The sequence below is a fragment of the Pseudomonas putida genome, assembly GCF_026625125.1.
GTDB classification, from domain to species: Bacteria; Pseudomonadota; Gammaproteobacteria; order Pseudomonadales; family Pseudomonadaceae; genus Aquipseudomonas; species Aquipseudomonas putida_X.
Genome location: NZ_CP113097.1, coordinates 3,830,001 through 3,851,399 on the forward strand (window position 1 = coordinate 3,830,001; position 21,399 = coordinate 3,851,399).

The following is a 21,399-nucleotide window of genomic DNA, read 5'->3' on the forward strand; positions in this document are numbered from 1 at the left end:
ACACCTAGCCCTCATCCGAAGGATTGCCGAGCACAAATGAACACCCAGCCCCGCAGCCTGGCCACTACGCTTTTTCCTATAGGCCTGCTGCTTATCGCCATGGCATCGATTCAGTCCGGTGCGTCTCTGGCCAAAAGCATGTTCCCCATCATTGGCGCACAAGGCACCACAACACTGCGCCTGATATTCGCCAGCATCATCATGCTGCTGATTCTGCGCCCCTGGCGCGTACGGATGACCATACAGACACTCCGTAATGTGATCATCTATGGCATGGCCTTGGGCGGGATGAATTTCCTCTTCTATATGGCACTGCAGACAACACCACTGGGCATCGCTGTAGCCCTCGAGTTCACCGGCCCATTGGCCGTAGCGCTTTTCGCATCGCGGCGGGCCGTTGATTTCCTGTGGATTGCGCTGGCAGTCAGCGGCCTGCTGCTGCTGATCCCGGTCGGCCATGGCGGCCAGCCCCTCGACCTCACGGGCGCCGTCTATGCACTGGGTGCCGGCGTGTGCTGGGCCCTGTACATTCTGTTTGGCCAACGCGCCGGAGCAGAACATGGGATTCAGAGCGCAGCACTGGGTGTCGTGGTCGCAGCGATATTCGTTGCCCCGATCGGCATCGCTCATGCAGGCACCGCACTGTTGACACCTGCCCTCATCCCGCTGGCCCTAGGCGTCGCAGTACTCTCGACTGCCCTCCCCTATAGCCTGGAAATGGTCGCCCTGACCCGCATGCCGGCACGCACTTTCGGCACGCTGATGAGCATAGAACCCGCCATTGGCGCCCTTTCCGGCTTATTGTTCCTCGGTGAGCTGCTGAGCTTGACCCAGTGGCTGGCCATTCTCGCCATCATTGCCGCGTCAGTGGGCGCCACGCTGTCCATGCGCCGCGACGCCAAGCCCCCGGTAGCGGCGGATTAGTTGAGAAATATTTTCATTGGCCCGGAATTGACCATTGTAGCGAGCAGCCCTGCTGATTAAGCTGTCACAGAACCATAATCTCTACGCTATCTACTTGCATGTACACGGATGCCAAAGACTATTCAGGAAGAACCGAAGCGATAACGACAGGGTCAGACAACTGATCAGCCCTGCATTTAAGGACAGGAATGAAACGTATTTTGCTCATCCTGGCCGTCTTGGCCATTGCCGGATGTGCCGCGACGGCCAAGACCGAGGTCAAAAGAGGGAAGAAGGGCCTGCACATAAACTGCTCCGGCCTCTCCTCGTCCTGGGACAAGTGCTATAGCAAGGCCGCCACGGCTTGCAGCACACGCGGTTACAAGGTCATCGCCCGCTCTGGAGACACCGACGAGGAGCCGGGTGATTACCTCTTCGGCATCAACCCCGCCGGTTATACCAGCCGCAGTATGATCGTTATCTGCAAGTGAACAGAAAGGGCAGCTCGTGAGCTGCCCTTCTTCTATTCACTGCCCAAATCGGCTGCTTACAAAGCTGCTGTTCGCGCCTCAAGCCAGGCCAACCCATCGCCTGACAGCAGGGGAGCAAGGCGCTCGCGGACCGTCGCGTGGTAGCCGTTGAGCCAAGCGAGTTCATCCTGGGTGAGGGACTCGGTGAGCAGGCAACGCGTATCGATAGGGCATAACGTCAGGGTCTCGAAAGTGAGAAAATCCCCGAACGCGCTTTTGCCCGATGCACGGTTGACCACCAGGTTCTCGATGCGCACACCCCAAGCCCCAGGGCGATAGGTCCCAGGCTCGATGGAGCTGATCATCCCCTCCTGCATGGCGGTCTGCGGTGTGGTTGCAGCCTGATACGCAATGACCTGCGGCCCTTCATGCACATTCATGAAATAGCCGACACCGTGGCCAGTGCCATGGCCATAGTCGACCTGATCCGCCCAAATCGGTGCCCTTGCGATAGCATCGAGCAGTGGCGACAGAATACCGCGCGGGAACGTGGCGCGCGACAGAGCGATCATGCCCTTGAGCACCCGGGTGCAATCCTGTTTCTGCTCAATGCTTGGCGTGCCGACCGGCACCATCCGCGTGATGTCGGTGGTACCCCCCAGATACTGTCCTCCCGAGTCGATCAGCAGCAAACCGTTACCTTCAATAACTGCGTGAGATTGCTCCGTGGCACGGTAATGGGGCATTGCACCATTGGCGTTGAAGGCAGCAATGGTAGAGAAGCTCAGCGAGACAAAATCGGGGCGCCGTGCACGTGCAGCACTCAATTTCTCATCGATGGTCAGTTCGGTGATGGCCTCCTTTCCCTGACTCGCTTCAAACCAAGCGAAGAACTCGCACAAAGCTGCGCCATCCTGCTCCATGACGCGGCGGATGTGCACCAGCTCCTCTTCACCCTTGCGTGATTTGCTCAACGTCGTCGGGTTCAACCCCTCAATCAGCGACACCTGCGGGCCCAGGTTCTTGAGCAGGCCACACGTCACGCGCGCAGGGTCGACCAAAAGCCGGCAGCCGGCAGGTATCGCTGACAGCGCCTCGCCAACCTGCGAATAATCACGCACCTCGATACCATCGGCTTCCAGTACTTGGCGCAAATGCTCATCAACCTTTCCAGCACCGACGAACAAAGTGGCCTGCTGTTGGCTGATCAATGCGAAGGAAACGAATACCGGGTTGTAGGAGACATCACTACCACGCAAATTGAACAACCAGGCGATGTCATCCAGGGTCGCGATGAAGTGCCAGTCTGCGCCCTTCTCTTCCATGGTGCGGCGCAACTGGGCAAGTTTTTGCGACCGACTGACAGTGGCGTGAGGCGGCAAGTGCTGATACACCGGGTTACCTGGCAGCGCAGGGCGCCCTTCCCAAACTTCGGCCAGCAAATCCTGATGGGTTAGCAAGCGAATGTCCCTGCTCTTGAGACGTTCCTCGAGCTGGCGCGCAGACGCCAGGGCCATGACCGCCCCGTCCACGGCCACTGCGCCTTCGGCCCGGACATTGTCGCCCAGCCACTCCAATGCACCCGGCTTACCCGGCAGCAGCTTCATGAGTTCGATGCCGCTACCTGCCAACTCCTTGAGGGCTTGTTCCCAGTAACGGCTATCGGCCCACACGCCGGCGAAATCCGCAGTGACAACCAACGTACCCACCGAGCCATCGAAGCCCGACAGCCACCGCCGCCCCTGCCAGTAGCCCGGTAGATACTCAGAAAGGTGCGGGTCGGCAGAGGGCACCAGCAGGGCATCAATCCCATCCCTGGCCATTACCTCGCGCACGCGCATCAGGCGCTCGGGCACACTCTGCTCATGGGTGGTTTGAACGTTCATTCGCACTCCTGCGGTATCTCGATTGATCCAGAGGCACGATAATGGAACAGCCAACCTCACCCTGCAATCTCGACGACCGACTCCCGGCCTGCAGGCCATCCCTGCGCGCGCAAGAATAAAAGCAGTAAGAGCCTCCACGAACCACCGATCGCTTCCACCTGAACTTCCCCAAGCCACGGGCTTCACAAGCAGTACATCCATTGCAGACAGGCTGATGCCCATGCCCAGCACCTGCGAATCAAAAGCGGGGGTCGTCCTCCTCGATACTCGCGAGCACACTCCAGAGCACGAACACACAGTGCACCTGAAGCTGGCTGAGGGCCTGGCCGAGCTTCTGGGATGCACGCGAGTGACCCCTGACAAGCCCCCCAACGCGGCCGACCACTATTATTACCTCCCCACAGAAACCCTCATCGATCCGCAACGCTATGCCCACCTGGGCATCCGCACTGAACATGACCTGTTCGGTGGCTTGGTCAGCCACCCTTATATGGCAACCAAGGCGATCTCCCATCCTTTGCCTGCCAATGCCACCTTCCCCGTAGGCTGGACTGACGACTTCGCCCGCCAGGCCAGCGATGCGCTGCTGTGTGGTTACACCGTATTCAGCAAGGCCGATGCCCGGCGAGCCGCACAGCTACTGCTGCGGGATCGCGCAGTACGGCTCAAACCCGTGCTGGCTTGCGCGGGGCGCGGCCAACAGGTGATCGTTGAACTGGATGAACTGGAGCCCTTGCTGGCCAACATTGACGATCAGGACCTGGCGTTGTGGGGGCTGGTGCTGGAGGAAGACCTCAGTGAAGTCGAAACTTTCAGCGTCGGCCAAGTGCGTGTCGCCGGCCTGACCTGCAGCTACTTCGGCACCCAGCAACTGACCCTGGACCACCAAGGCACCGAGGTTTACGGAGGTTCCGATCTGGTGGTGGTGCGCGGCGACTATCATGCCTTGTTGCAACTACCGCTGGAGGACCACCTGCGCCTTGCCGTCAACCAGGCCCTGACCTATGAGCATGCGGCCGAGCAGCACTTCCCTGGCTTCATCGCCTCCCGGCGCAACTACGACATCGCCCGCGGCAAAAACCATGAGGGCCATGTGCGCAGTGGCGTGCTCGAACAATCGTGGCGTCTGGGCGGCGCCAGCAGCGCAGAGCTACTGGCCCTACAGGCCTTTGCCGATGACCCGGCACTGCAACGGGTGCATGCCTCCACCCACGAAATATTCGGCACGCCCAACCTTCCCACTGACGCCACCCTCTTCTATCAAGGAAACGACAGTGAACTCGGACAATTCTGCAAATACGCGCGGATTCGCGAGCATGGCCATTCTGAGTGAAACCATCGAGCTGCAGGTCGAGGATGAAAGCATTACCGGCACTCTGGTCAGCCCCGGCAGCAAGATGCCCGGCATCCTTTTCGTACATGGTTGGGGCGGCAGCCAGCAACGCGACCTTGCCCGGGCCCGGCACATCACCGGCTTGGGATGTGTCTGCATGACCTTTGACCTGCGCGGTCACGAAAAAACCGAAAGCCAGCGCCTCACCGTAACCCGCGAACAGAATCTCAAAGACCTGCTGGCAGCTTACGATCGCCTGGTCAGCCATCCCGCCGTAGACAGCAGCGCCATAGCCGTCATTGGCAGCAGCTACGGTGGTTATCTGGCCACCCTGCTGACACTGCAACGGTCAGTGAAATGGCTGGCCCTACGCGTACCCGCATTGTACTGGGACGAGGAATGGGACACGCCCAAACAAACGCTGGACCGTCAACGCCTGAATGCCTACCGCCAACGCCTGCTCGGCCCCAGTGACAATCGTGCACTGGCCGCTTGCGCGCAGTTCGCGGGTGACGTGCTGCTGGTGGAGTCTGAACAGGATGACTATGTGCCGCACACCACGCTGATGAGCTATCGCTCGGCCTTCATCAGCGCCCATTCACTGACCCACCGCATAGTCGATGGTGCCGACCACGCACTATCGAGTGAAGAAAGCCAAAAAGCCTACAGTTCGATCCTCGCTTCGTGGGTCAGCGAGATGGTGACGGGTGCACGCCTGGACCGCTATCCCCACTACGCCCCCTGGTATGCCTGAAGATGGCCTTGTGAAAAACTGACCGTTCAAATCACCACATTGCGTACGAAACGCGTCGGCACGTCACCATCGTTGCGGTAGGCGTACAGGCAGTTACTGGGGAACACGTGAAACTGGCCCACGTGCAGGCAGTGTTCGGTCTGCTCAATGATCAGGGTCAGTTGCCCTTCGGCCACATAGATCTGTTCGCTCCAGCCCTCGGCATCGGCTTCACTGGTGTAGCACTCACCCGGCGCCAGCGTCCACTCCCAGATCTCCACCTCTCGCCGCGCGGCGCTGCTGGCCAGGAGCACCGCTTTGCTCTGGGGATGCTCACCGGCCCAGGCCAGCTCGTCGATGCGGCTGGTATCGCGCTGGTCGGGCGCCTGGATCAGCCGGCTGAAGGCGACCCCCAACGCTTCGGCTATCAGGTCGAGCGTCGTCAGGCTGACGTTCTTGTCACCGGCCTCGATCGCCACCAGCATGCGCCGGCTGACCCCTGAGCGCTCGGCCAAGGCACTCTGGCTCATCCCCACTGCATTGCGCAGGCCACGAACGTTGAGGCTCACATGCTGCAGCACCGAAGCACGGTGCGCGGAATCTTTGTGCACTATATTGCTCACTTTCACCGGTTGCGCAGTATACTGCCCACTTTGCGGCGATTGTGCGCTGCCCCTTCAGAGTAAGCAAGACCATGAGCCAACCGATGAACCGCCAGCAAACCACCGTCTCCTTGCGCCTGAGCAAAGCCGAGGTGGTACTGGTGTTCATCACCATGCTGTGGGGCGGCACCTTCTTGCTGGTGCACAACGTCATGACCGTGAGTGGCCCTATGTTCTTCGTCGGCCTGAGGTTCGCTGCAGCGGCCTTGTTCGTGGGGCTCGTCTCGGTACGCGCGCTGCCTGGGCTGACATTCACCGAAATGAAGGCTGGCGTGCTGATCGGCGCGACCATCATGCTGGGTTATGGTTTGCAAACCATGGGCCTGCAAACCATCAGCAGCAGCCAGTCGGCCTTTATTACTGCACTGTATGTTCCCTTCGTACCGCTGTTGCAATGGCTGGTGCTTGGCCGCCGTCCAGGGCTCATGCCAAGCCTGGGTATCTGCCTGGCGTTCCTCGGCCTGATGCTGCTCGCTGGCCCCGAAGGCGGGTCCCTGCATTTCAGCGAGGGTGAAGTGGTGACATTGGTGAGTGCCGTGGCCATCGCCGCTGAGATCATTCTGATCAGCCGGTATGCCGGACAGGTCGATGTGCGCCGCGTCACCGTTGTGCAACTGGCCACCGCCTCGCTGCTCTCGTTCCTGATGATCGTACCGACGCAGGAGCCCATCCCCGACTTTTCCTGGCTGTTGCTGCTCAGCGCACTGGGCCTGGGCGCCATGAGTGCCGTGATCCAGGTGGCGATGAACTGGGCGCAAAAATCAGTATCGCCTACCCGCGCCACCCTGATCTACGCCGGCGAGCCGGTGTGGGCCGGGATCGTCGGCCGCCTCGCCGGCGAGCGTCTGCCCGGGGTGGCCTTGCTCGGCGGGCTGCTGATCGTCATCGCCGTGGTGGTGAGCGAACTCAAAGTTCGACGCCATCGCCCGGCCAGCGAAGCGCTCGAGCTGGAGGGCGAACGCGAAGGCGGCCTGTAAAACAGCGAACAGCAGCTATGCTCTGTAAGAAACTGTTATAAAAAAACCGCCTGTCACACCTTGTTTGTATGATTCTGCGACAGCTTGCGTGTTGGTGATCAACCGCTCGGCACGTATGATCCTTGACAAACCTTTCCAGAATAGAACGCTATGTCCTTGATAGTGCTACTGCTTCTGCCGTTCGTGGGCAGTTGCCTGGCAGCTGTGCTGCCGCACAACGCACGTAACGCCGAGTCCATCCTGGCTGGGCTCGTGGCCCTGGTCGGTACCGTTCAGGTAGCACTGCTATACCCCCAGGTTGCCCACGGCGGTGTAATCCGCGAAGAGTTCCTCTGGTTGCCAAGCCTGGGCCTGAACCTGGTCCTGCGCATGGACGGCTTCGCCTGGCTGTTCTCGCTGCTGGTGCTGGGCATAGGCACCCTGGTGTCGCTGTATGCGCGCTACTACATGTCGCCACAGGACCCGGTACCACGCTTCTTTGCCTTCTTTCTGGCGTTCATGGGCGCCATGCTCGGCCTGGTAATCTCAGGCAACCTGATCCAGCTGGTGTTTTTCTGGGAGCTGACCAGCCTGTTCTCGTTCCTGCTGATCGGCTACTGGCACCACCGCGCCGACGCCCGACGCGGCGCCTATATGGCGTTGATGGTGACCGGTGCCGGCGGCCTGTGCCTGTTGGTCGGCGCCTTGTTGCTCGGCCATGTGGTGGGCAGCTATGACCTGGACAAAGTGCTGGCTGCTGGTGAGACCATTCGCCAGCACGCGCTGTATCCAGTGCTGCTGCCGCTGATCCTGGTCGGCGCATTGAGCAAGAGCGCGCAGTTCCCCTTCCAGTTCTGGCTACCTCATGCCATGGCCGCACCCACCCCGGTTTCAGCTTATCTGCACTCGGCGACCATGGTGAAAGCCGGGGTGTTCTTGCTGGCACGGCTGTGGCCGGTGCTTTCGGGCACCGAAGAGTGGTTCTGGATCGTCGGCGGCGCGGGGGCCATAACCTTGCTGCTGGGTGCTTTCGCAGCGATGTTTCAGAATGATCTCAAGGGTCTGCTGGCTTATTCGACCATCAGCCACCTGGGCCTGATCACGCTGCTGTTGGGCTTGAACAGCCCGCTCGCGGCAGTGGCCGCGGTGTTTCACATACTCAACCATGCCACGTTCAAGGCTTCGCTGTTCATGGCCGCCGGGATCATCGACCACGAAAGCGGCACCCGCGACATCCGCCGCCTCAGCGGGCTGATCCGGCTGGTGCCGTACACCGCGACCCTGGCGATGGTGGCCAGCGCCTCGATGGCCGGCGTGCCATTGATGAACGGCTTCCTGTCCAAGGAAATGTTCTTCGCCGAAACCGTGTTCATCAGCTCCACGGCCTGGGTCGAAGCCACGCTGCCAGTGATAGCTACCCTGGCCGGCACCTTCAGCGTGGCCTACGCCTTGCGCTTCACCGTCGACGTATTCTTTGGCCCTGCCGCCCAAGACCTGCCTCACACACCTCACGAACCGCCTCGCTGGATGCGCGCACCCGTCGAACTGCTGGTTCTCACCTGCCTGGTGGTGGGCATTTTCCCTGCCCAGTCGGTTGGCCCCTTGCTGGCCGCTGCAGCCCTTCCAGTGGTGGGTGGTACGCTGCCCGAGTACAGCCTGGCTATCTGGCACGGCTGGAATGCCCCGCTGATCATGAGCCTGGTGGCCATGAGCGGCGGTATCGTGCTCTACCTGCTGTTGCGCAAGCAGTTGCGCCGAGGGCGCTTCCCGTATCCCCCCCTGATCGAGCGGTTCAATGGCAAGCGCCTGTTCGAGCACGGCCAGGTGCACCTGATGTTACTGGCCAGGCGCATCGAGGGGCTGCTGACCACTCGCCGCCTGCAAGCGCAACTGTTCATGCTGGTGCTCGCCGCCTTCCTCGCGGGGCTCACACCCATGCTGTACAGCGGCCTGAGCTGGGGCGACCGCCCGAAAATCCCGGGGTCAGGTGTGTTCGTCGCCCTCTGGGTGATCGCTATCGCCTGCGCCATCGGCGCGGCCTACCAAGCCAAGTATCACCGCTTGGCGGCCTTGATCATGGTCGGCGTCTGCGGCCTCATGACCTGCATCACCTTCGTCTGGTTCTCCGCACCTGACCTGGCACTGACCCAACTGGTCGTCGAGGTGGTCACCACGGTCCTGATCCTGCTTGGCCTGCGCTGGTTGCCGCGGCGTATCGAAGGTGTCTCGCCGCTGCCCGGGAGCCTCGACCGCGCCCGCATGCGGCGCCTGCGCGACCTGCTGCTGGCGATCCTGGTCGGCGGTGGCATGGCGCTGCTGTCCTACGCCATGCTGACACGACCTACGCCGAACGACATTTCTTCGTTCTATCTGAGCCGGGCATTGCCACAAGGTGGCGGTACCAATGTGGTCAACGTGATGCTGGTTGACTTCCGCGGCTTCGACACACTGGGCGAGATCACCGTGCTGGTGGCCGTCGCCCTGACCGTATTCGCCCTGCTGCGCCGCTTCCGCCCACCCAAGGAGAGCATGCAGTTGCCCGCTCAGCAGCGCCAGCTTGCACCTGACGTGGTCACCGACCTGATCAACCCGCGCCATGCCACCGACACAGCTTTGGGCTTCATGATGGTGCCTGCAGTGCTGGTACGGCTGCTGCTGCCGATCGCCCTGCTGATCTCGATGTACCTGTTTATGCGCGGCCACAACCAGCCTGGCGGCGGCTTTGTCGCGGGGCTGGTGATGTCGGTGGCATTCATCCTCCAGTACATGGTCGCAGGCACCCAATGGGTCGAGGCCCAGATGAGCCTGCGCCCACTGCGCTGGATGGGCACCGGGTTACTCTGTGCGACCCTGACCGGGGGCGGCGCCATGCTGCTGGGCTACCCGTTCCTGACCACCCATACCGCCCACCTGCACCTGCCAGTGCTCGGCGATGTGCACGTGGCCAGCGCGCTGTTCTTCGACGTCGGCGTGTACACCGTGGTGGTCGGTTCGACCCTGCTGATCCTCACTGCCCTGGCCCACCAGTCGGTGCGAGCCTACCGCCCGGGTAATCCGTCGAAACCCAGCCAAGCAGGAGCCGCCTGATGGAAGAAGTCATTGCAGTCGCCATCGGCGTACTGGCCGCATCGGGCGTGTGGCTCATCCTGCGCCCTCGGACCTACCAGGTGATCATGGGCCTGTGCCTGCTATCGTACGGCGTCAACCTGTTCATCTTCAGCATGGGCAGCCTGTTCATCGGCAAGGAGCCGATCATCAAGGAAGGCGTGACCCAGGACCTGCTGCACTACACCGACCCGCTGCCCCAGGCACTGGTTCTGACGGCCATCGTCATCAGCTTTGCCATGACCGCCTTGTTCCTGGTGGTGCTGCTGGCCTCTCGCGGCCTGACCGGCACCGACCATGTGGATGGCCGGGAGCGTGAAGAATGAGCGAGATGAGCCGACTGATCATCGCCCCCATTCTGCTGCCGCTGCTGACCGCCGCAGTGATGCTGATACTGGGCGACAAGCACCGCCTGCTCAAGGCCCGCCTCAACCTGCTGTCGACCTTCAGCGGGCTGATCATCGCCGTCAGCTTGCTGTTGTGGGTGCGCGTCCAGGGCCAGGCGGAATCGATTGGCGTGTATCTGCCGGGCAACTGGCCCGCGCCTTTTGGCATCGTGCTGGTGGTTGACCACCTTTCGGCGCTGATGCTGACGTTGACCGGGGTCATCGGTATCAGCGCCCTGCTGTTCGCTCGCGCCCGCTGGGACAGCGCCGGCGCCAGCTTCCACGCACTGTTCCAGATCCAGTTGATGGGCCTGTATGGCGCCTTCCTGACCGCCGACCTGTTCAACCTTTTCGTCTTTTTCGAAGTGCTGCTCGCGGCCTCTTATGGCCTGCTGCTGCACGGTTCGGGACGAGCGCGGGTGCGCGCCGGCCTGCATTACATCGCCATTAACCTGTTCGCCTCTTCGCTGTTTCTGATTGGCGCCGCGATGCTTTACGGTGTGACCGGCACCCTGAACATGGCCGACCTCGCGCTGAAAGTACCGTTGGTGCCCGAGGCCGACCGTGGTTTGCTGCACGCGGGCGCGGCAATCCTGGCCGTAGCCTTCCTGGCGAAGGCCGGCATCTGGCCGCTGAATTTCTGGCTGGTATCGGCGTATGCCTCGGCCAGCGCACCCGTCGCCGCATTGTTCGCCATCATGACCAAGGTCGGCTTGTACGCTGTATTGCGGCTCTGGTCCCTGTTGTTCTCGGGCCAGGCCGGTGCATCGGCGCATTTCGGTGGGCAATGGCTGATCTACGGGGGCTTGGTCACCCTTGCCATCGCAGCCGTATCGATCCTTGCCGCACAGCGACTGGAGCGCATGGCGGCACTGAGCATACTGGTTTCGGCAGGCACCCTGCTGGGCGCGATCGGCTTCGCCCAGCCGGCCCTGACGGGTGCGGCCCTGTTCTATCTGGTCAACTCAACGTTGGCACTGGGTGCCCTGTTCCTGCTCGCCGAACTGGTGGAACGCTCTCGCTCGGCCAACGAGCCCCCGCTGGAAGACGAAGAAGGCAGCATGCCCTCGCCACTGGAATCACTGCACCCGCCCAAAGGGATCAACCTCGACGATGAGCAGAAGGCCGTGATCGGCCAGATCATTCCCTGGACCATGGCGTTCCTGGGCCTGAGCTTCATTGCCTGCGCCTTGCTGATCATCGGCATGCCACCGCTGTCTGGCTTCGTCGGCAAACTCAACTTGATCAGTGCGCTGTTCAACCCACTGGGGTTGGGGGTGCCGAACGAACGCCCGCTGTCCGCAGCCGGCTGGGCGCTGGTAGTTCTGCTCGTCCTGTCTGGCATGGCCTCGCTGATCGCTTTCGGCCGCGTGGGCATCCAGCGCTTCTGGAAGCCTGAAGAGCGCCCCTCTCCAGTACTGCGGCGCTATGAATGCCTGCCGATCGTGATTTTGCTGGGCCTGTGCATCATGCTCAGTTTCCGGGCCGAGCCCCTGCTACGATACACCCAGGACACGGCTGCCAGCCTGCAGGCCCCTGACACCTACATCAAGGCCGTGATGGCCGCGCAGCCGATACCCGGCCCGACCACGCTCGACGCACAGGTGCAGCCATGAGCCGACTTTTCCCCGCACCGCTGCTGTCTGTCGCGCTGTTCGTACTGTGGCTGCTGCTGAACCTCTCGCTAAGCCCGGGCAACCTGCTGCTCGCCGCCGCGCTTGGCATTCTGGCGCCGCTGCTGATGGCGCCACTGCGCCCCCAGCACGCCCGCGTGCGCAGGCCGCTGATGGTCGTAAAGCTGCTGGGCCGCGTGGGCATCGACGTCATCCAGTCCAACCTGCAAGTCGCCTTCAGCGTTTTGCGCGCCGGGCAACACCCGCCTCGCTCAGCCTTTGTCCATATCCCACTGGACCTGCGCGATGCCCACGGCCTGGCAGCACTGTCGATGATCACCACCGTAGTGCCCGGTACCGTCTGGTCAGAGCTGGCACTGGACCGTAGCGTCCTGCTGCTGCACGTGTTCGACCTCAAGGATGAAAACGCCTTCATCGAGCACTTCAAACACGCCTACGAACGACCGCTGATGGAGATTTTCCAATGACAGGCCTGCTAGCCTACGCAGTGCTCGCCAGCTTGTTCATCTTTGCCCTGGCCATGGGCCTGACGCTGATCCGGCTGTTTCGCGGCCCCTCCGCCCAGGACCGGGTACTGGCACTGGACTACCTGTACATCCTGGGCATGCTCATGATGCTGGTACTGGGGATCCGCTATGCCAGCGATACCTACTTTGAGGGTGCGCTATTGATTGCACTGTTCGGCTTTGTCGGCTCGTTTGCCTTGGCCAAGTTCCTGCTGCGTGGCGAGGTAATAGAATGACCGAGGTTCTTGAATTACCGCTCTGGCTCGAGCTCGTTACCGCCGCCCTGCTGCTGCTCGGCAGCCTGTTCGCGCTGATCGGGGCCATTGGCCTGCTGCGCCTCAAGGATTATTTCCAGCGCATGCACCCGCCAGCCCTGGCCTCGACCATCGGAGCCTGGTGCGTTGCCTTGGCTTCGATCATCTACTTTTCATGGCTCAAGCAAGGCCCGGTACTGCACGCCTGGTTGATCCCTGTTCTACTGTCGATCACCGTACCGGTCACTACCCTGCTACTGGCCAGGGCGGCGCTGTTTCGCAAACGCATGGCCGGGGAAGCGGTACCCGAAGAAGTCAGTAACAGCCAGGAGGGTGGCAATTGAGGTGCGGCAGGCTCATTGCTGGCTGATCCGCTGCAACTCTCGCCGCACCATCGCGACGTAGGGAGGTGGGCCTAATTGATAGAGCTGGGCCGCCACCCAGGTCAACCAGGCCCCCTTCATCTCATCGCGTCGCGCCAGCAAACGTTCTGCCTGTGCCAAGGCCATGGCCTGATGTTGTCGATGGAACGCGGCACGGCCGCCATCCGCCTCTTGCGCCTCGTTCATTCACTCGCCTTGAACGTGGTCAATTCACCCTTGCGCCATTTGGCGACCTTACCGGTCACGGCCTTGAGCAGCTTGCCCAAGCCCTCCTGGACTTGCTGTTGAGCCGCGAACACCAGCATTACGCCTTGGCCTTCACGAAACACGATACCTTCACCTTGCGGCACCGAGACAAAGGCATAGTCCCCGACACCATAGACGTTCAGTTTGATCTCGCGAAAGCGCATTTCCAACTTGCCGCCTTCACGACTGGGCAATACGGCAGCACGAAAGTGATCCCCCACCTTCAATTCCAAACGCTGCTTGTCATCGACTACCAACGCACTCTCGGTGTCGATTTCGGCCATATAGAGGCCTTCGGGACTTTGCTCGGTGACATAAACGAAACGGCCCTGAAACAGCTTGGCCAACTTACCGCGCAAATCGCCAAGGGCGAACAGAGCGTGGGTATCCAGAGTACTGACTGCCAATGAAGTAATCCTCAAATCGGTAACATCCGCCCCCACTCACCATCGGTGAGGCACGGCCCTTTCATTTCGATAGGCGAAAAGAGTAATGAAGCGATGTGCATAACGTCTGTGCCTTCTGGCTATAGAGCATGGAGGAATCTTTACTCCTGCTTGCCAGACTTCGCCCAAAGGACGGGTTTAGGCACATTCCCCAACCGGGAAGCGTAATGTCTTACAACTATTCCGTCAGAAAAGATGCGATAGATAACGCCAGGCCCTTCGGCAGAACGGGCTCTGCAATCCATCAGCGCATTACTGGGAAGGAAATATGCACGAAAACACAGAAACACGTCGAGAGGCAAAGCGCATTTATTCTCGCCTCACACCGCGTTACGTCGTGATACCTGCCGGCATCGAGTTCTTCCACGTCACCGAAAGCGCTACCGGTAGAGTAAAGGGGTTTCGACGTCGCCACCATGATGCCTGCGAGCTGGCCCGTAGCCTCGAAAACTGAACCACAGTCAGGCGGCTCGGCCCTTCTCGAGCTGTTCCAGCCAGGCCACCTGACACACCCGCGCCTCATCACGTGTCGCAAACGCAGGGCCCCGACGTTCACCGTCCACCAGAACCACCCAGCAGACTCGGCGGCCCAATACCTGCAAGGCAGCGGGCACACCTGAGCCAATCATCACGGCTACATCGACTCGGCTATTCATCATTCCCTCCGGAATTTACTTAGCTACCTAACGATACAGCCATGGTACGCCCGACACCCGGCCGAAAAAAGCCAACATTGGTATAGCACTATTGCGTCAGCAGCAACGAATCAGCCCGTACCCGCCAGCAAACGCAAAAAGCCCCAAGGATTGCTCCGTGGGGCCTGGCACACAACGCTCGGTCAGATCTGGCGCTGGTGGCGATCGAGCTGCTCGTGGCGCTCCTGGGCTTCGATGCAGTACTTGGTGGTCGGGCTGATCAGCAGACGCTGCAGGCCGATCGGTTCACCACTGTCATCGCACCAGCCGAAGCTTTCGTCAGCGATACGGCCCAAGGCCATTTCCAGCTGCGGCAGCAAACGCTGATCACGTTCGATGGCATTTACCAACCAGTGACGCTCTTCTTCGACCGAGGCCACGTCGGCAGGATCCGACGGGGTATCCAGGCTTTCGATGGTGGCACGGCTCAGCTCGATGCGTTCATGGGTTTCTACTTTCATCGCCTGCAGCAGGCCAGTGAAGAAGGCCAGCTGATCAGCGTTCATGTAGTCATCGGCCGACATGGCCAGCAACTGTTCCTTGGTCATCGATTTCTCTATGAAAAAATGTGCATTTGGGCGATTCGGGTGTCGCCAACGCCTCGGCATTGGCAACAGAATTCTTCAAGCGCCAATCGGCACTCTTTTGCAGGGGGCGGCAGTCTAAGGCCCCACGTCGCGAGGGGCAACACCAATCACGGGGTAATTGACCGAAATGACATGGTTTACGCCTGACGGCATCAAGTTGCCCCCGGACGATGTCACTGGCAGTACATCTTTAAAGCCAAGGCAGATAACCAACCCGGGCGGTTTCATGGCCCCCGCCCCTAGACAGCAAGAAGCAGCCTGGCCCTGATGCAAGGCACCAAGGCCAACACTTATCTGCCAATGGAGATCGAAAAGATACTGCTGCTGCACCGCGAAGGCCTTGACCACCACCGCGCAGCCATCGAACTGCGCTTGACCCGTGCCAACCAGACGGACGAGTGCGTTCACGATGCCGATGCGGCACTGAACATCAAGGCAATCGAAGACCTGTCGGCAACGCTGACAACGCAGGCGGTGGAGCAGAGAACGCAGGCGGGCATGAGACCGAAGTGCATCGCAGCCCGATCGACCTGGCTGCGGCAAAGCGGTACTTCTTCAACCATCAGGCCTGATCATAGGCAGGGGCAGTTTCGCTGCCCCTGCTGGTGCAGCTCAGCAGTCCTTGAACTGAGCCTCACGCTTGGCAATGAACGCCGCCATCCCTTCCTTCTGGTCTTCAGTGGCAAATGCGGCATGAAACACACGGCGCTCGAAACGCACACCTTCGCTCAGCGTGACTTCAAAGGCCCGGTTGACGCTTTCCTTGACCATCATGCTCACCGGGATCGACTTGCCAGCAATGGTTGCAGCCACCTTCAATGCCTCCTGCACCAGTTCGGCCTGTGGCACCACGCGCGCAACCAGGCCTGCCCGCTCCGCCTCCTCAGCCCCCATCAGGCGCCCCGTCAGACACAGCTCCATGGCCTTGGCCTTGCCCACGGCACGGGTCAGGCGCTGGGTACCGCCCATGCCCGGCAGTACGCCCAGGTTGATTTCCGGCTGCCCGAACTTTGCATTGTCGCCAGCCAGGATGAAGTCGCACATCATCGCCAGCTCACAACCACCGCCCAACGCAAAACCCGACACCGCAGCGATAATCGGCTTGCGGCGGTTGGCAATGCGGTCGGCATCGCTGAACAGGTCATCGACGTAGATCTGCGGGTATTTGAGCTCGGCCATTTCCTTGATATCGGCGCCGGCGGCAAAGGCTTTGGCCGACCCCGTCAGCACCACGCAGCCGATATTCGGGTCACGCTCGAGCTGGTCCAGGGCCTGGTTGATCTCACTGACGATCTGCGCGTTGAGCGCATTGAGCGCCTGGGGCCGGTTAAGGGTAATCAGGCCGACCTTACCGTGAATATCCAACAGGATGGTTTCGAATGCCATGCAGACTGCTCCTTCAAAGATTGCGCGCAATGACCATGCGCTGAATGTCGCTGGTGCCTTCGTAGATCTGGCAAACCCGCACGTCGCGGTAGATCCGCTCCAGCGGGAAGTCACTCAGATAGCCATAACCGCCCAGGGTCTGCAAGGCATCCGAACAGACCTTTTCGGCCATTTCCGAGGCAAACAGCTTGGCCATCGACGCTTCCACCAACGCCGGGCGCCCGGCATCACGCAGCGCGGCGGCGTGCAGCACCATCTGCCGGGCCACGGCAATTTTCGTCGCCATGTCGGCCAGGCGGAAGGCCACGGCCTGGTGCTCGATCAGCGCCTTGCCGAAGCTTTGCCGCTCCTTGGCGTAGTCACGCGCCACTTCGAACGCTGCACGGGCCATGCCCACGGCCTGCGAGGCAATACCGATGCGCCCGCCTTCAAGGTTGGCCAGAGCGATCTTGTAGCCCTCGCCCTCTGCGCCCAGGCGGTTGGCCACCGGCACATGCACGTTGTCGAAGACGATCTGGCAGGTGTCGGAGGCGTGCTGGCCGAGCTTGTCCTCGACCCGCGCTACCTGATAGCCCGGTGAATCGGTGGGCACGATGAAGGCGCTGATCCCGCGCTTGCCGGCCTCTGGGTCAGTCACGGCAAACACGATGACCACCCCGGCGTTCTGCCCGGAGGTGATGAACTGCTTGCTGCCATTGAGCACATAATGGTCACCCTCCAGGCGCGCACGGGCCTTCAGGCTGCTCGCATCGGAGCCAGCCTGAGGCTCGGTGAGGGCAAAGGCACCCAGCATCGCGCCAGTTGCCAGGGGGGTGAGAAACTGCGCCTTTTGCTGCTCGCTGCCAAAACGCAGGATCGGTACACACCCTACCGAGTTGTGCACGCTCATGATGGTCGAGCAGGCACCATCACCCGCGGCGATTTCTTCCAAGGCCATGGCGTAGGCCACGTAACCGGTGTCACTGCCACCCCATTGTTCCGGGACCAGCATGCCGAACAGGCCCAGCTCGGCCATCTCCTTGATGGCCTCCTTGGGGAAGCGGTGTTCCTGGTCCCACTGCCCGGCAAAGGGTTTCAGCCGTTCCTGAGCAAAAGCGCGTACTGCATCGGCGATCTGTTGTTGCTCGTCAGTTACCAGCATGGTTCACCTCAGTACAGGCATTCGACGGCCATGGCCGTGGCCTCGCCGCCGCCAATGCAGATGGCCGCCACGCCGCGGCGCAGGTTGTTCTGGCGAAGGGCCGACAGCAAGGTCACCAGGATGCGTGCGCCGGAAGCCCCGATCGGGTGGCCAAGGGCGCAGGCGCCGCCGTGGATGTTGACCTTGTCGTGCGGCAGGTCAAGGTGCTTCATGGCCGCCAGCGTGACCACGGCGAAGGCCTCGTTGATCTCGAACAGATCGACATCGGCCAGGTTCCAGCCGGTGCGTTTCATCAACCTGTCGATGGCCCCGATCGGCGCAGTCGGGAATAGCGCCGGGGTGTCTGCGAAGGCCGCGTGGCCGTGGATGACTGCCAGGGCTTTGAGGCCGCGCTTGTCGGCTTCGGAGCGGCGCATCAGGACCAGCGCCGCAGCACCGTCGGAGATCGAACTGGCGTTGGCGGCGGTCACCGTCCCCCCTTCACGGAAGGCAGGCTTGAGCTGCGGGATCTTGTCCAGGCGCGCCTTGGGCGGCTGCTCGTCGTCCTTGATGACGCGCTTGTCCTTGCCCTCGGTGACTTCCACCGGCACGATCTCGGCGGTAAAGCGGCCGCTGCGGATCGCGTCCTGGGCACGGGTCAGCGAGGCAATGGCGAACTGGTCCTGGGCTTCGCGGCTCAAGCCTGTGGCCTGGGCGCAGTCTTCGGCGAAGGTGCCCATCAGGCGGCCCTTGTCATAGGCGTCTTCCAGGCCGTCCATGAACATGTGGTCGATGATCCTGCCGTGGCCCATGCGGTAGCCGCCACGGGCTTTGTCCAGCAGATACGGGGCGTTGCTCATGCTCTCCATGCCGCCCGCCACCACCACGTCCGCGGTCCCGGCCAACAGCAGGTCATGGGCCATGATCGCGGCCTGCATGCCCGAGCCGCACATTTTGTTCAGGGTGGTGCAGGTGGTGTGCTTGTCCAGCCCGGCACCCAGTGCGGCCTGGCGCGCTGGCGCCTGGCCCAGGCCGGCCGGTAGCACGCAGCCAAACAGCACTTGCTCGACACTGGCGGCATCGATGCCGGCACGCTCCACGGCACCACGAATGGCCGCGCTGCCCAGCTGTGGCGCGGTCAGGCTTTTCAGATCGCCCTGCAGGCCGCCCATGGGCGTGCGCACGGCGCTGACGATAACGATCGGATCATTGGCGAGGGTCATGTTCACGCTCCTTACTTGGCAGCCATGCGCAGTGCACCGTCGAGGCGGATCACCTCGCCGTTGAGCATGCTGTTCTCGATGATGTGACGGGCCAGCGCCGCGTATTCCTGCGGGCGGCCCAGGCGTGGTGGGAACGGCACACCGGCAGCCAGCGAAGCACGTACCTCTTCGGTCATGCCAGCCATCATCGGCGTTTCGAAGATGCCCGGAGCGATGGTCATCACACGGATGCCAAAGCGTGCCAGTTCGCGAGCGGCCGGCAAGGTGAGGCTGGCAATGGCGCCCTTGGAGGCAGCGTAGGCAGCCTGACCGATCTGGCCGTCGTAGGCAGCGATGGAGGCGGTGTTGATGATCACCCCACGCTCGCCCGCCTCATCGGCGGCCCCTTCGGCCATGGCTGCAGCGGCCAGGCGCAGCAAATTGAAGCTGCCGATCAGGTTGACGTTGATGACCTTGGCGAAGCTGGCAAGGCCATGCGGGCCCTGTTTGCCCAGCACCTTCTCGGCGCCGACGATGCCGGCGCAATTGACCAGGCCATGCAAGCTGCCAAAGGCGCTGACGGCTGCGTCGACGGCCGCCTGGGCAGCCTGCTCGTCGCTGATGTCGGCCACGGCGAAGCGGGCGTTGTCACCCAGTTCACGGGCCTTGGCCTCGACGGCCTGAGCGTTGAGGTCGACCAGCATGACCTTGGCGCCAGCCTCGACCAGCATCTGCGCAGTGGCACCACCCAGCCCGGAGGCGGCACCGCTGACAATGAAGTGTTTATTGGCTATCTGCATGATCGGTTTCCTTTCAGGCGCTGGCAGGGGTGGCCTGTTGCGCGTGTTGTTTGGCGACTTCCTGGTTGCGCAGGATGAAGCGTTGCAGCTTGCCGCTCGGGGTCTTGGGCAGCTCGCTGACGAATTCGATTTCGCGGGGGTAGGCATGGGCATACAGGCGCTGGCGCACATGCTGACGCAGCGCTTCTTCCAGTTCGGCACACCCGACGACGCCCTGGGCCAGCACCACGAAAGCCTTGATCAGCTCGGTCCGTTCCGGGTCCGGCTTGCCGATGACGGCGGCCTCGACCACCGCAGGGTGCTCGATCAACGCGCTCTCGACGTCGAACGGCCCGACGCGATAGCCGGAGGTGGTAATCACATCATCGCTGCGGCCAACGAAGCTGATGCTGCCATCCGCGTTGAGCTCGACGGTGTCACCACTGAGGTAGTACTTGCCGATGAACGCTTTGGTCGGCAGCCCGTGGTAGCCAGCGAACCAGCAAAGTGGCGATTGCTCGCGGTCGACGGCAAGGATGCCCGGCTGGCCGACCGGCAGTTCTGCGCCCTGCTCGTCCAGCACCACAATGCGATGGCCGGGGACGGCGAAGCCGGCAGACCCCAGGTGCACGGGGTGTGAAAGGCCGTGGTGGTTGCACAGCACCATACCCAGTTCGGTCTGGCCGTAATGGTCGTGGATGGTCACGCCCAGCTCATTGGCGAACCAGCGGATCACCTCGGGGTTGAGCGGCTCACCGGCACTGCTGACTGCGCGCAGGCGGCCCTTGACGGGCGCCGAGAAAGCACTGCCGGCCGCAATCAGCATGCGGTACGCAGTGGGCGAGCCTGCCAGGTTGGTGATACCGAGCTTGTCGATCACCCGCGCGCAGCTTTCGACGCTGAACGGGCCATCGTAGAACGTGGTGGCGTGGCCCAGTGACAACGGGCCGGTAACTGCGTAATACAGGCCATAGGCCCAACCCGGGTCGGCCAGGTTCCAGAAGTTGTCTTCGCTGCGCAGGTCGATGGCGTCGCGCATGTAGCCCTGAAACGCGACAATGGCACGCAGCGGCACCTCCAGCGGTTTCGCCGGGCCGGTGGTGCCTGAGGTGAACATCAGCAAGAACGGATCGTTACCTGTGCGCATTACCGGTTCGCAGTCGCTCGGGGCGCCCGCCAGGCACTGCTGGTAGTCCAGCTCGCCGGCGCGGGCATTGACCGTGATGATGGTCGGGCAGGCCTGCACCTCGTCCAGCTTGCCACGGTTGAGGCTGTCGGTAACGACTACGCGGGCATGCGACTGCTCAAGGCGGTGCTCGATAGCCTTGGGGCCAAACGCAGTGAACAGAGGCTGGTACACAGCGCCAAGGCGCCAGGTGGCGAGGATGGTGACAAGAAGCTCGGGAGTACGTGGCATCAGCCCAGCCACCCGATCACCGGGGCCCACGCCGTGGGTTCTGAGCACATTGGCAAAACGCGCAGACTGCGCCTTGAGCTGGTCGAAACTGAACCGCGCCGTGTTGCCATCGCGGTCTTCGTGAATCAGCGCCAGCTTGCCGGCACCGGCATGGCGGTCACAGCATTCGACACAGGCATTGAGGGCTTGGAGGTCGCCATGCAGCGCCGCGGCAGCAGCCTGGCCTTGGTCGAACGCACGAGCAGCCTCGATGTAATCGCGCATCGTCGGACTCCTGGTTTCTTGTTTTTGGTGTTAACCATCGGTCCGA

At 61.9% G+C, this 21,399-nt stretch carries 22 protein-coding genes; 11 read left to right on the forward strand and 11 right to left on the reverse strand.

Annotation, left to right across the window (positions count from 1 at the left end; translation table 11 throughout):
• The first annotated feature begins 36 nt into the window (after window positions 1-36).
• Window positions 37-924: a threonine/homoserine exporter RhtA gene (rhtA, locus tag OSW16_RS17690; protein ID WP_267817241.1), complete on the forward strand. Its 888-nt coding sequence runs from the start codon at window positions 37-39 to the stop codon at window positions 922-924.
• A gap of 188 nt (window positions 925-1,112) precedes the next feature.
• Complete coding sequence (locus OSW16_RS17695; RefSeq protein WP_241806983.1) at window positions 1,113-1,394, forward strand: hypothetical protein; 282 nt, start codon at window positions 1,113-1,115, stop codon at window positions 1,392-1,394.
• 56 nt (window positions 1,395-1,450) lie between these two features.
• Here OSW16_RS17695 and OSW16_RS17700 read toward each other — a convergent pair whose 3' ends face one another.
• The gene (locus OSW16_RS17700) at window positions 1,451-3,259 is read right to left on the reverse strand and encodes an aminopeptidase P family protein (RefSeq protein WP_267824027.1); all 1,809 of its coding nucleotides are present in this window, start codon (window positions 3,257-3,259) and stop codon (window positions 1,451-1,453) included.
• A gap of 214 nt (window positions 3,260-3,473) precedes the next feature.
• Here OSW16_RS17700 and OSW16_RS17705 point away from each other — a divergent pair, with 214 nt between their 5' ends.
• Both OSW16_RS17705 and OSW16_RS17710 read left to right on the forward strand, forming a co-directional pair.
• Complete coding sequence (locus OSW16_RS17705) at window positions 3,474-4,592, forward strand: DUF3182 family protein (RefSeq protein ID WP_267817245.1); 1,119 nt, start codon at window positions 3,474-3,476, stop codon at window positions 4,590-4,592.
• Window positions 4,576-5,346, forward strand: a complete 771-nt coding sequence (locus tag OSW16_RS17710) for an alpha/beta hydrolase family protein (RefSeq protein WP_267817247.1) — start codon at window positions 4,576-4,578, stop codon at window positions 5,344-5,346. Before OSW16_RS17705 ends, OSW16_RS17710 begins: the two co-directional genes overlap by 17 nt.
• Before the next feature lie 26 nt (window positions 5,347-5,372).
• Here OSW16_RS17710 and OSW16_RS17715 read toward each other — a convergent pair whose 3' ends face one another.
• Window positions 5,373-5,936, reverse strand: a complete 564-nt coding sequence (locus tag OSW16_RS17715; protein ID WP_267817249.1) for a helix-turn-helix domain-containing protein — start codon at window positions 5,934-5,936, stop codon at window positions 5,373-5,375.
• A gap of 83 nt (window positions 5,937-6,019) precedes the next feature.
• On the opposite strand from OSW16_RS17715, the gene OSW16_RS17720 reads away from it, so the two are divergent.
• The 7 genes from OSW16_RS17720 (at window position 6,020) to OSW16_RS17750 (ending at window position 13,172) form a co-directional block, all read left to right on the forward strand.
• Window positions 6,020-6,964: a DMT family transporter gene (locus tag OSW16_RS17720; RefSeq protein ID WP_267817251.1), complete on the forward strand. Its 945-nt coding sequence runs from the start codon at window positions 6,020-6,022 to the stop codon at window positions 6,962-6,964.
• 150 nt (window positions 6,965-7,114) lie between these two features.
• Window positions 7,115-10,030 carry a monovalent cation/H+ antiporter subunit A gene (locus OSW16_RS17725; protein WP_241806989.1) on the forward strand — a complete coding sequence of 972 codons (2,916 nt, stop codon included), beginning with the start codon at window positions 7,115-7,117 and terminating at the stop codon, window positions 10,028-10,030.
• Complete coding sequence (locus tag OSW16_RS17730; RefSeq protein WP_043213881.1) at window positions 10,030-10,374, forward strand: Na+/H+ antiporter subunit C; 345 nt, start codon at window positions 10,030-10,032, stop codon at window positions 10,372-10,374. Before OSW16_RS17725 ends, OSW16_RS17730 begins: the two co-directional genes overlap by 1 nt.
• Window positions 10,371-12,050, forward strand: coding sequence for a monovalent cation/H+ antiporter subunit D (locus OSW16_RS17735; protein ID WP_267817261.1), 1,680 nt, complete (start codon window positions 10,371-10,373; stop codon window positions 12,048-12,050). Before OSW16_RS17730 ends, OSW16_RS17735 begins: the two co-directional genes overlap by 4 nt.
• Window positions 12,047-12,535, forward strand: a complete 489-nt coding sequence (locus OSW16_RS17740; protein WP_267817263.1) for a Na+/H+ antiporter subunit E — start codon at window positions 12,047-12,049, stop codon at window positions 12,533-12,535. Before OSW16_RS17735 ends, OSW16_RS17740 begins: the two co-directional genes overlap by 4 nt.
• Window positions 12,532-12,810, forward strand: coding sequence for a K+/H+ antiporter subunit F (locus OSW16_RS17745; RefSeq protein WP_241806992.1), 279 nt, complete (start codon window positions 12,532-12,534; stop codon window positions 12,808-12,810). The genes OSW16_RS17740 and OSW16_RS17745 overlap by 4 nt, the downstream gene beginning before the upstream one ends.
• The gene (locus OSW16_RS17750; protein ID WP_267817265.1) at window positions 12,807-13,172 is read left to right on the forward strand and encodes a Na+/H+ antiporter subunit G; all 366 of its coding nucleotides are present in this window, start codon (window positions 12,807-12,809) and stop codon (window positions 13,170-13,172) included. Before OSW16_RS17745 ends, OSW16_RS17750 begins: the two co-directional genes overlap by 4 nt.
• A 12-nt stretch (window positions 13,173-13,184) precedes the next feature.
• On the opposite strand, the gene OSW16_RS17755 is transcribed toward OSW16_RS17750, so the two are convergent.
• From OSW16_RS17755 to OSW16_RS17795, 9 genes are all read right to left on the reverse strand, one after another.
• A complete protein-coding gene (locus OSW16_RS17755; protein ID WP_267817267.1) occupies window positions 13,185-13,397 on the reverse strand; it encodes a hypothetical protein in 213 nt (70 codons plus the stop codon).
• The gene (locus OSW16_RS17760; RefSeq protein ID WP_241806995.1) at window positions 13,394-13,864 is read right to left on the reverse strand and encodes a hypothetical protein; all 471 of its coding nucleotides are present in this window, start codon (window positions 13,862-13,864) and stop codon (window positions 13,394-13,396) included. The genes OSW16_RS17755 and OSW16_RS17760 overlap by 4 nt, the downstream gene beginning before the upstream one ends.
• A 500-nt stretch (window positions 13,865-14,364) precedes the next feature.
• Entirely contained in the window at window positions 14,365-14,559 is a 195-nt protein-coding gene (locus tag OSW16_RS17765) for a hypothetical protein (RefSeq protein ID WP_267817269.1), read from the reverse strand.
• Between the two features lie 182 nt (window positions 14,560-14,741).
• On the reverse strand, window positions 14,742-15,146 hold the full coding sequence (locus OSW16_RS17770) for a TraR/DksA family transcriptional regulator (protein ID WP_012315289.1): 405 nt from the start codon (window positions 15,144-15,146) through the stop codon (window positions 14,742-14,744).
• 651 nt (window positions 15,147-15,797) lie between these two features.
• Window positions 15,798-16,571 carry an enoyl-CoA hydratase gene (locus OSW16_RS17775; protein ID WP_267817274.1) on the reverse strand — a complete coding sequence of 258 codons (774 nt, stop codon included), beginning with the start codon at window positions 16,569-16,571 and terminating at the stop codon, window positions 15,798-15,800.
• Window positions 16,572-16,584: 13 nt separating this feature from the next.
• Entirely contained in the window at window positions 16,585-17,712 is a 1,128-nt protein-coding gene (locus OSW16_RS17780) for an acyl-CoA dehydrogenase (RefSeq protein WP_267817276.1), read from the reverse strand.
• Window positions 17,713-17,720: 8 nt separating this feature from the next.
• Window positions 17,721-18,914, reverse strand: a complete 1,194-nt coding sequence (locus tag OSW16_RS17785; RefSeq protein WP_267817278.1) for an acetyl-CoA C-acyltransferase — start codon at window positions 18,912-18,914, stop codon at window positions 17,721-17,723.
• A gap of 11 nt (window positions 18,915-18,925) precedes the next feature.
• Complete coding sequence (locus OSW16_RS17790; protein WP_267817280.1) at window positions 18,926-19,693, reverse strand: SDR family NAD(P)-dependent oxidoreductase; 768 nt, start codon at window positions 19,691-19,693, stop codon at window positions 18,926-18,928.
• Between the two features lie 13 nt (window positions 19,694-19,706).
• The gene (locus tag OSW16_RS17795; protein WP_267817282.1) at window positions 19,707-21,353 is read right to left on the reverse strand and encodes an AMP-binding protein; all 1,647 of its coding nucleotides are present in this window, start codon (window positions 21,351-21,353) and stop codon (window positions 19,707-19,709) included.
• Window positions 21,354-21,399 lie beyond the last annotated feature (46 nt).

What these genes read in the sequence shown, in the direction of transcription:
- OSW16_RS17755 (WP_267817267.1), bottom strand. Translation starts at nt 13,397, where the DNA reads ATGAACGAGGCGCAAGAGGCGGATGGCGGCCGTGCCGCGTTCCATCGA.
- OSW16_RS17780 (WP_267817276.1), bottom strand. Translation starts at nt 17,712, where the DNA reads ATGCTGGTAACTGACGAGCAACAACAGATCGCCGATGCAGTACGCGCT.
- OSW16_RS17710 (WP_267817247.1), top strand. Translation starts at nt 4,576, where the DNA reads ATGGCCATTCTGAGTGAAACCATCGAGCTGCAGGTCGAGGATGAAAGC.
- OSW16_RS17765 (WP_267817269.1), bottom strand. Translation starts at nt 14,559, where the DNA reads ATGAATAGCCGAGTCGATGTAGCCGTGATGATTGGCTCAGGTGTGCCC.
- OSW16_RS17730 (WP_043213881.1), top strand. Translation starts at nt 10,030, where the DNA reads ATGGAAGAAGTCATTGCAGTCGCCATCGGCGTACTGGCCGCATCGGGC.
- OSW16_RS17745 (WP_241806992.1), top strand. Translation starts at nt 12,532, where the DNA reads ATGACAGGCCTGCTAGCCTACGCAGTGCTCGCCAGCTTGTTCATCTTT.
- OSW16_RS17770 (WP_012315289.1), bottom strand. Translation starts at nt 15,146, where the DNA reads ATGACCAAGGAACAGTTGCTGGCCATGTCGGCCGATGACTACATGAAC.
- OSW16_RS17725 (WP_241806989.1), top strand. Translation starts at nt 7,115, where the DNA reads ATGTCCTTGATAGTGCTACTGCTTCTGCCGTTCGTGGGCAGTTGCCTG.
- OSW16_RS17790 (WP_267817280.1), bottom strand. Translation starts at nt 19,693, where the DNA reads ATGCAGATAGCCAATAAACACTTCATTGTCAGCGGTGCCGCCTCCGGG.
- OSW16_RS17740 (WP_267817263.1), top strand. Translation starts at nt 12,047, where the DNA reads ATGAGCCGACTTTTCCCCGCACCGCTGCTGTCTGTCGCGCTGTTCGTA.
- OSW16_RS17695 (WP_241806983.1), top strand. Translation starts at nt 1,113, where the DNA reads ATGAAACGTATTTTGCTCATCCTGGCCGTCTTGGCCATTGCCGGATGT.
- OSW16_RS17705 (WP_267817245.1), top strand. Translation starts at nt 3,474, where the DNA reads ATGCCCATGCCCAGCACCTGCGAATCAAAAGCGGGGGTCGTCCTCCTC.
- OSW16_RS17735 (WP_267817261.1), top strand. Translation starts at nt 10,371, where the DNA reads ATGAGCGAGATGAGCCGACTGATCATCGCCCCCATTCTGCTGCCGCTG.
- OSW16_RS17785 (WP_267817278.1), bottom strand. Translation starts at nt 18,914, where the DNA reads ATGACCCTCGCCAATGATCCGATCGTTATCGTCAGCGCCGTGCGCACG.
- rhtA (WP_267817241.1), top strand. Translation starts at nt 37, where the DNA reads ATGAACACCCAGCCCCGCAGCCTGGCCACTACGCTTTTTCCTATAGGC.
- OSW16_RS17720 (WP_267817251.1), top strand. Translation starts at nt 6,020, where the DNA reads ATGAGCCAACCGATGAACCGCCAGCAAACCACCGTCTCCTTGCGCCTG.
- OSW16_RS17775 (WP_267817274.1), bottom strand. Translation starts at nt 16,571, where the DNA reads ATGGCATTCGAAACCATCCTGTTGGATATTCACGGTAAGGTCGGCCTG.
- OSW16_RS17700 (WP_267824027.1), bottom strand. Translation starts at nt 3,259, where the DNA reads ATGAACGTTCAAACCACCCATGAGCAGAGTGTGCCCGAGCGCCTGATG.
- OSW16_RS17795 (WP_267817282.1), bottom strand. Translation starts at nt 21,353, where the DNA reads ATGCGCGATTACATCGAGGCTGCTCGTGCGTTCGACCAAGGCCAGGCT.
- OSW16_RS17750 (WP_267817265.1), top strand. Translation starts at nt 12,807, where the DNA reads ATGACCGAGGTTCTTGAATTACCGCTCTGGCTCGAGCTCGTTACCGCC.